Annotated in this window: 9 protein-coding genes; 2 read left to right on the top strand and 7 right to left on the bottom strand. The window is 36.3% G+C overall.

Annotation, left to right across the window (positions count from 1 at the left end):
- A partial coding sequence (locus EZ456_RS25400) for a hypothetical protein (protein ID WP_205945137.1) occupies window positions 1–211 on the bottom strand: 211 nt, incomplete at its 3' end.
- A 435-nt stretch (window positions 212–646) separates the two neighbouring features.
- Here EZ456_RS25400 and EZ456_RS19475 point away from each other — a divergent pair.
- The gene (locus EZ456_RS19475; protein WP_131533016.1) at window positions 647–1,504 is read left to right on the top strand and encodes a nuclear transport factor 2 family protein; all 858 of its coding nucleotides are present in this window, start codon (window positions 647–649) and stop codon (window positions 1,502–1,504) included.
- Between the two features lie 245 nt (window positions 1,505–1,749).
- The gene (locus EZ456_RS19470; protein ID WP_131533014.1) at window positions 1,750–2,634 is read left to right on the top strand and encodes a glycerophosphodiester phosphodiesterase family protein; all 885 of its coding nucleotides are present in this window, start codon (window positions 1,750–1,752) and stop codon (window positions 2,632–2,634) included.
- A gap of 75 nt (window positions 2,635–2,709) precedes the next feature.
- Here EZ456_RS19470 and EZ456_RS19465 read toward each other — a convergent pair whose 3' ends face one another.
- The 6 genes from EZ456_RS19465 to EZ456_RS19440 all read right to left on the bottom strand — a co-directional run bounded on the left by EZ456_RS19465 (window position 2,710) and on the right by EZ456_RS19440 (window position 7,315).
- On the bottom strand, window positions 2,710–2,898 hold the full coding sequence (locus EZ456_RS19465) for a hypothetical protein (RefSeq protein WP_086549118.1): 189 nt from the start codon (window positions 2,896–2,898) through the stop codon (window positions 2,710–2,712).
- A 140-nt stretch (window positions 2,899–3,038) separates the two neighbouring features.
- On the bottom strand, window positions 3,039–3,560 hold the full coding sequence (locus tag EZ456_RS19460) for a hypothetical protein (RefSeq protein ID WP_131533013.1): 522 nt from the start codon (window positions 3,558–3,560) through the stop codon (window positions 3,039–3,041).
- Window positions 3,561–3,805: 245 nt separating this feature from the next.
- Window positions 3,806–4,309 carry a DinB family protein gene (locus EZ456_RS25175; RefSeq protein ID WP_165501380.1) on the bottom strand — a complete coding sequence of 168 codons (504 nt, stop codon included), beginning with the start codon at window positions 4,307–4,309 and terminating at the stop codon, window positions 3,806–3,808.
- Window positions 4,299–4,742, bottom strand: coding sequence for a DUF1801 domain-containing protein (locus tag EZ456_RS19450; RefSeq protein WP_131533011.1), 444 nt, complete (start codon window positions 4,740–4,742; stop codon window positions 4,299–4,301). The genes EZ456_RS25175 and EZ456_RS19450 overlap by 11 nt, the downstream gene beginning before the upstream one ends.
- A 246-nt stretch (window positions 4,743–4,988) precedes the next feature.
- A complete protein-coding gene (locus EZ456_RS19445) occupies window positions 4,989–5,951 on the bottom strand; it encodes an AAA family ATPase (protein ID WP_029279992.1) in 963 nt (320 codons plus the stop codon).
- 5 nt (window positions 5,952–5,956) lie between these two features.
- A complete protein-coding gene (locus EZ456_RS19440; RefSeq protein ID WP_131533010.1) occupies window positions 5,957–7,315 on the bottom strand; it encodes a peptidylprolyl isomerase in 1,359 nt (452 codons plus the stop codon).
- Window positions 7,316–7,364 lie beyond the last annotated feature (49 nt).

Here is a 7,364-nt window from a genome sequence, read left to right as displayed (position 1 = left end):
AGCCACCTTCAAGAATATCATCATGTTCCAATCGCTTGTTCGATAGCATACGATAGAAGGCAGCTTTTAAGGAATGGGTTGGAGCTAACCGATTGATGACTGCTGTTCCCGAAGATAATAAATCTGACAAACAATTTTCTAATCTAACTGCAATACGACTATCTGATAAAAAACCTTTATAAACACCTGAATAACAATGATCTAACATCATTAAAGATACAAAAAATAAACCACAAATAATTGATAATCAGATCGTTATAATATGTTTTCTATAAATAAATGTGTGTAAAGATTAGCTTTTCAAGGGAGCAGGGGGACGAATTAATCGAGAAGAAAATAAACTCTAGGCATTTTGAATTCATCAAGGAGGCTGTCCCCCTTTGAAGGGGGCAAGGGGGATGAAGAAGATAATTACACTACTTCAAACAATTTTCCGTTAGATTAATCAATGAATAAAAAACTTTTAATACGCAATTGGATAACTTAGCCAATATTGATAAAAATACTTTGAAGGCCACCGGACAAACTGTTCTAGAAACCATTTATAGAGAAAAATAAGTGGTCTTAATGTGTAATTGTTAATTACTTTTGAAACCATACACCAAAGAAAATTTTATATTCGCCAAACATATTATCTTAATTAATAATGAAACAATTATTTTCAACTGCAATAGCCTCGCTTTTAGCCTTAGGTGCTTTTGCCCAAAAAAGCGACGGTACAACCAAATCTTTAGTAAATGCTGAGAAGGATTTTGCTAAGTCAATTGCCAAAAATGGAGATAAAGAAGCTTTTATAGACTATTCATCAACGAGCACTTTAGTGTTCAGACCAAATCCTGTTAATGCCAAAACGTTTTACGCGGGTAAAGCAAATGCTGAGAACGATGTAACATGGACACCAAACCTGGCAAAAGTATCACGTAGTGGTGATTTAGGTTTCACTACTGGACCATATGAAGTTAGTACTTCAGAGAAAAAATACGGTCAATACTTATCGATATGGAAACCAGAAAATGGAAGATGGAAATTAGCCATTGATTTAGGAACGGAAAGCAATAAACCTTTAACTAAAGTTAGCCCACAGTTTATTGAACCAAAAGATCATGTTGCACCAAAGTTCTTAAATGAAAGAGAAATTAAGGCTGGGAAAGATATTATCTTAACAACCGAGAAAACATTAAATACTTTGTTAAAAACGCATGGAATTGCTGCATTTGGTGGCTTTTTAACTAATGATGCACGTTTGCTTTTCCCAGGTAACGAAGCCATTGATGGAAAAGGAAAAATTATTGCATTCTACAATGGAATGATCAGCAAAATTAATTTGAAAACAACCGGAGTAGATAAGGCAATCGGAAGCGATTTAGCCTATACCTACGGTGTTGCTACAATCGATTATAAAGCCGATTTACGCGAAAGCTTTAACTATGTTTTCGTTTATGAAAAAGCAGCCGATGCAAGCTGGAATTTAATTGTACAAGCCTTTGTACCAGCAGAAAGATAAATAACAAAATGTGAATTAAAGAGGGCTTTCCATAAAAAGAAGCCCTTTTTTTATTTCGGACCTTGCTTTACCAGCAATTGCTTTCGGTTTAGCCCCGATCCGATAGCTATCGGATGAAACGGCATCCTGAAGCGTAGCGAAGAGATACAACGGAAAGCAGGAACAAACATTAAATAGATGCACGGTTTTTGCGCTCCAAAAAATAATTACCACTAATAAAACTATTCATTTTACGTTTAAAATTCATGCATAAAAAATTACTTCTGTTATCAGCTGTCGCTTTATTATCCGTTAATGTTTCGGCTCAAAAAAAGAAATTCGATGTACAGGGCAAAGCTGGTGCACGCGGAATTATGCCCGAAAATACCATCGAAGGCATGTTAAAAGCTATCGATTTAGGTGTTACCACTTTAGAAATGGATGCCGTAATTTCGAAAGATAAGCAAGTGGTGCTTTCGCAAGAACCTTATTTTAACAATGAGATTTCTTTGCAACCCAATGGGAAGCCGATTACGCTAAAAGATCAGAAGAATTATAACATCTACAAGATGGATTATGATGAGATTAAAAAGTTTGATGTAGGTAGCAAAGTTCACGCCCGCTTTCCTGGACAGATGAAGTTTAAAGCTTACAAACCACTGCTTTCTGAAACAATAGATGCGGTTGAGGCTTATGTTAAAGAACACAAACTTGCTAAAGCTGTATATAGCATCGAAACGAAAACAATTAAAAAGGGCGACAATGAATTTCATCCAGAGCCTGCAGAATTTGTAGAACTGATTATGGAGGTAATTAATTCGAAAAAACTTGCCAAAAGGGTAATTATCGAATCTTTTGATATGCGTACGCTACAATATCTGCACGAGAAATACCCAAAAGTACAAACCTCATTATTGATTGATGAAAAAGAACCGTTTGAGGATTATATTGAGAAACTAGGATTTAAACCGACCATTTACAGTCCTTACTCGGTATTGGTAGGTAAAGGTTTGGTAGACCGCTGCCACGAAATGGGCATCAAAATTATCCCTTGGACGGTTAATACAGTTAAGGAGGTGAATTATTTTATGAGTTTAGGAGTAGATGGGATCATAACTGATTTTCCAAACATTATGGGCCAGCTTAAATAAGTGATATAAGCGGCATAAAAAAAGCGTCCCGATTTTATATCTGGACGCTTTTTACGCTTTATAACTGGAAACTACCTAGTGGTGCGCTTCTGGTTTTTCGTGCGCTGCTTCAGTTTTTTCATGATGAGCAGATGCTTCTTCGTGGTTAAAGATTGGTCTGGTGAAATAAACAACCAATAATAAAACCAGAATCCATGCAGTTAATGGTAAAGCCCAAATGCCTTTTGTTTGCTGAACCGGTGCGTGTGAATCGTGAGCTGACATATCGAATATTTTTGATTTAAAGATTTATGCTTTGTAATTGTGCGGTAAAGATAGTAACAAAATTAAAATAACAAGGGCAATTTGGTGAATTGTATTTTAAGATTAACCCGCTAGGTAAAAAGGATAAAAGGCATTGCCTTTTATCCCTGTAAGTCGTAAATCATTGTTTTTGTACTATTCATTTTGCTTTTAATGCGGTTTTGGTGCTCCTGTAAAGTGCTTTGCTCTTCCTGAGCAGCATTAAACAGTTCTGCCTTCTTGAAATAGTTTGCCGCTTCTGCAAAATTTTGCTGTTGCTCGGCATGTAGCCCTAAACATTCGTAAATATGCGCTTCGTAAACACCAGGTACGAGCAAAGCCTTTTCTGCAACCTGTTTTACCAATTGGTGCATTTTGAGTGTAATAACGAGTTGTAGGTAAGGTTTGTAAACCTCGGGGAAATCAGCATCCAACTCGATACAACGTTTGTAGTAGTAACCTGCAGTTTTATAATCTTTAAAATGGTTCTGATAAATATCCCCCAACTGAAAATAAGCTCTTGCATAATCAGGGTCGAAAACAATAATTTCGTTAAAATACTGAAGTGCTTTGGGTAATTCGCCCCAGTGCAATTCTTCAATGGCCTGTAGATATTTTTCTTCTACAGTAGTATAAATGTCCATAACGGATATAATTAATTTTGATAAGCAGTTAAGTGCTTAGCAAATGCGTAATAAATGGTTTTTAAATTTTGGTTTTTATTGAGCCGGAGCCTAAAAACCGAGCTAAGGGTTGGGAAGGAAATTTATGTCAATACCCAAGCCCTTTATGCCACAAGACGGGCTAAAGCTTAATTGTTGGATATGTAGTTGACGTAGCATTTCTGTAAATTTTGATGCAAAGATATTTATTTTCAGTGAATTGCAAATTATTTTTCTTCGTTGGCTGAGGAATTGAATTTAATTAAAGCATTTTTAATCTGCCTCCTATGCCTTAAAATATGAACAATGGCATGTTCGAGCATTTGTTCTACATCGTATTGCTGCCCCCATTTTGTACTTATTTTCCTGGACTGATCAAGCTCTTCCACTGTAATGCTTGGATTTCTGCTGAAGAATTCCTCATTGTATTTCAAAGCTTCTTGCAGCTTCGAAATATATGGCATTACCCCATCAAATTTTAATCGCTCTGGCCTAACGGTTTCCAGTCCGATAGAATTTTCGATATAAACAGCATAACTGAACATAGAAGCGATTACATGCGTTAAAATAGTTTGAATGGAGATACAATCGGGATTTGAACTTTCTGGTTCGATGGCTTTAGTTAGTTGATACTGGCTAATTGGTTCGATTATCGCAATCAGTTCGTTAACCGTCTTTTTATATTCATCCATCAATGCAGCTATAGCACCGGTTAGATTATTAATCTCCATTGCTTATTTTTGAAATGGTTTTTCCTGCTGATTTGCTTGGTTTATCCATATCGTTGATAGCAAATGCAACAGCAGCTTGGATCAATGCTTTTAATTTATCATTTCTATAATCTGATACTTTTTCAATAGGAATATGCCTGATTAATTTTCCTGTTCCCTGCAACAGAGCATGAGGATCGTTAATTAATGTACCCTTATTAAAACCAAGATTAAGGTGATTGGTATAAATCGGAATCATACAAAATGCGTCACTTAATTTCTCAGAAATGGAATATACTGAAGTTAAGGCATGTGTGTGGTAAAGCAGTTCGTTACTTTCTGGATGGATTTCGAGTATAAAATCCCTTAAGTCTTTATAAAGTTCGATTAAGTTACGCTCCTTAAATTTTAAAAAGTGTAAAAAATCTGAATGTATTTCACGATTACCATTCATTCGTTTCTCTGAATATTTATACGAATATAGCTTGTAGAGTTAACTTTAATAGCAAAGAGGCAAGAAAGTCCTCAATTCTTGCATTAATCTTTCTAATATTTTGATTTTGTGTTGGTCGAGATTTGCAATCTCGACCTGCTGTATTGTGGATTTGTAATCCACTAATAGAAGGGTCGAAATCCTTGGTTCATGAGACGGGATTGCAAATCCCGACTAACGGAAATTACAAATCCCACTTAAGAGAAACTACAATAAATCTTTAATGATTTTCTCGATTGATAAGCCTTCAGCTTCTGCACGGTAGTTACGTACGATACGGTGACGTAAAATAGGCTCAGCTACAGCTTTAACATCTTCAATATCTGGAGAGTATTTTCCCGTTACCGCAGCATGGCATTTTGCACCCAACACTAAAAACTGCGAGGCACGCGGACCAGCACCCCAGCTGATGTATTTGTTAACCGCATCAGTAGCAAACTCACTATTCGGACGGGTTTTAGCTGCTAATTTTACTGCATATTCTAAAACATTATCGGTAATAGGAATATCGCGGATTAGTTTCTGGAAATATTGAATGTCATCTGCGTGGATAATTTTCTGCAGTTGAACGGTTTTATTGCTTGTGGTGTTTTTTACGATGTTCAATTCATCTGCAAAGGCAGGATAATTTAATTGAATGTTGAACATGAAACGATCTAATTGAGCTTCGGGTAGGGGATAAGTTCCTTCTTGTTCAATAGGGTTTTGTGTGGCCAAAACAAAAAATGGTTTTGGTAGAATATGGGTCTGACCAGCTGCGGTAACCGATTTCTCCTGCATGGCTTCTAATAAAGCTGCCTGGGTTTTTGGCGGTGTACGGTTAATCTCATCAGCCAGGATAATATTAGAAAAAACAGGCCCTTTTATAAATTTAAAGTGCCTGTCTTCTCCTAAAATCTCTGCACCAATAATATCGCTTGGCATTAAATCTGGTGTAAACTGGATCCGGTTAAAATCGAGGTCTAAAACAGAAGCTACCGTTTGTACAAGTAAAGTTTTGGCTAATCCGGGTACGCCAACCAACAGACAGTGTCCGTTGCTAAAAATGGCGATTAAAACAGATTTTATGATGTCATCTTGTCCAACTACTACTTTGCTTATTTCGGCTTTAATGTTGTTGAAAGATTGATGAAGTGCATCAACAGCTTCTACTTCGTTCTTATATTGCATTGGTGTTATTTTGCGGCGGTGGTTTTAGTCCAAATTTTTAATTCATCACAGGTATTAAACTCGTCGTCGATTTTAATGTAAGTGCTTTCGCGACGTTTTTCAAACCATTCGCTTAAAGTACGATTAATTTTATCGCTTTGTGCCGCGTCTCTGATTTTTGGAAAATCTTGCGCTAAGTTTGCTTTGTGCGGTGGTATTTTAGATTTTAAATATAAAATGCGGTAGCCTTGTTTTCCATCAGCTGCAGTAAATAAATCAGGTTTAGAAATACCGCCAGTTTTCATGCTATCAATTACTAAAAATACCGAAGGATCTAATTTATCAACAGGGATAAAAGTACTTCTTGCCTGAACATTTTCGGCATTAAGCATCATACCGCCATTGTATTTACTTTCTTTGTTATCAGAATAAAGGTTTGCTGCAGCAGCGAAGCTTAATTTTTTACCGATAATATTATTGTAAATACTATCTGCATGCAATTTTAAACGTGTTAAGGCTTCTGGTGTGGTTTTAGGCATAATTAAAATATGTCTAACGTGCACTTGCTCACCTCTACGCTCTAATACCTGTAAAAAGTGGAAACCGTAATCTGTTTCGAACACTGGCGAAATTTCTCCCGCTTTCAGTTTAAACGCCCAAGCAGTAAATTCTTTAACCATGGTGTTCCTGTCGATAAAACCGTAATCACCACCATCGGCAGCAGAACCTGGATCTTCAGAATAAGTTTTTGCTAAAACACCCATATCCTCACCACTTTTAACCCTTAAACGAAGGGCTTCAATTTTATCGCGGAATTTCTGTTTTTCTGCCCTGGTTAACTGCGGATTTAAAATTACTTCACCAACTTCAACTTCGGTGTTAAATTGTGGGATGCTATCACCCAAAGATTTGAAATATTTTTCAACCTCCATTGGCGTAACATTAATGTTTTCGGTGATTTTTTGTTGCATTTTCTGTGCAATCAATTCATCTTTTACTGATGGTCTGATTTCATCTTTGTACTGTAATACCGATTTGTTTAAGAACTGCTCTAAGCGCTCTTGGCCACCGGCACGTTGCATGCTGTAACGCATACGCTTGTTTACTTCATCATCAACGGCACCGTCTTCAACCATTACCGAATCAATTTCGGCCTGTTGTTTAAGCAGTTTTTGGGTTAAGGTTTGTTGTAATATTTTACATTTAATCTCATTGTTAGGCTGGTTGCCCTGATAAAGATATTGAGTGTATTGTTGGTTTAAATCTGATAGCAGGATAATATTATTTCCTACAACAGCAGCAACTTTATCTACGGTATGCTTTTGAGCGAAACTGTTTAAAAACAGGCAAATTAAAGCGGTTGCTACTAAAAAAACTTTCTTCATTCTATTTGTTATATTTTGCAAATTTAATACTTATGATCAAAAAATCAGG

Origin of the sequence: Pedobacter psychrodurus (genome assembly GCF_004331735.1) — a bacterium.
GTDB lineage: Bacteria > Bacteroidota > Bacteroidia > Sphingobacteriales > Sphingobacteriaceae > Pedobacter > Pedobacter psychrodurus.
The sequence above is the reverse complement of the archived record's forward strand: the minus strand, read 5'-3'. Positions and strand labels throughout refer to the sequence as shown.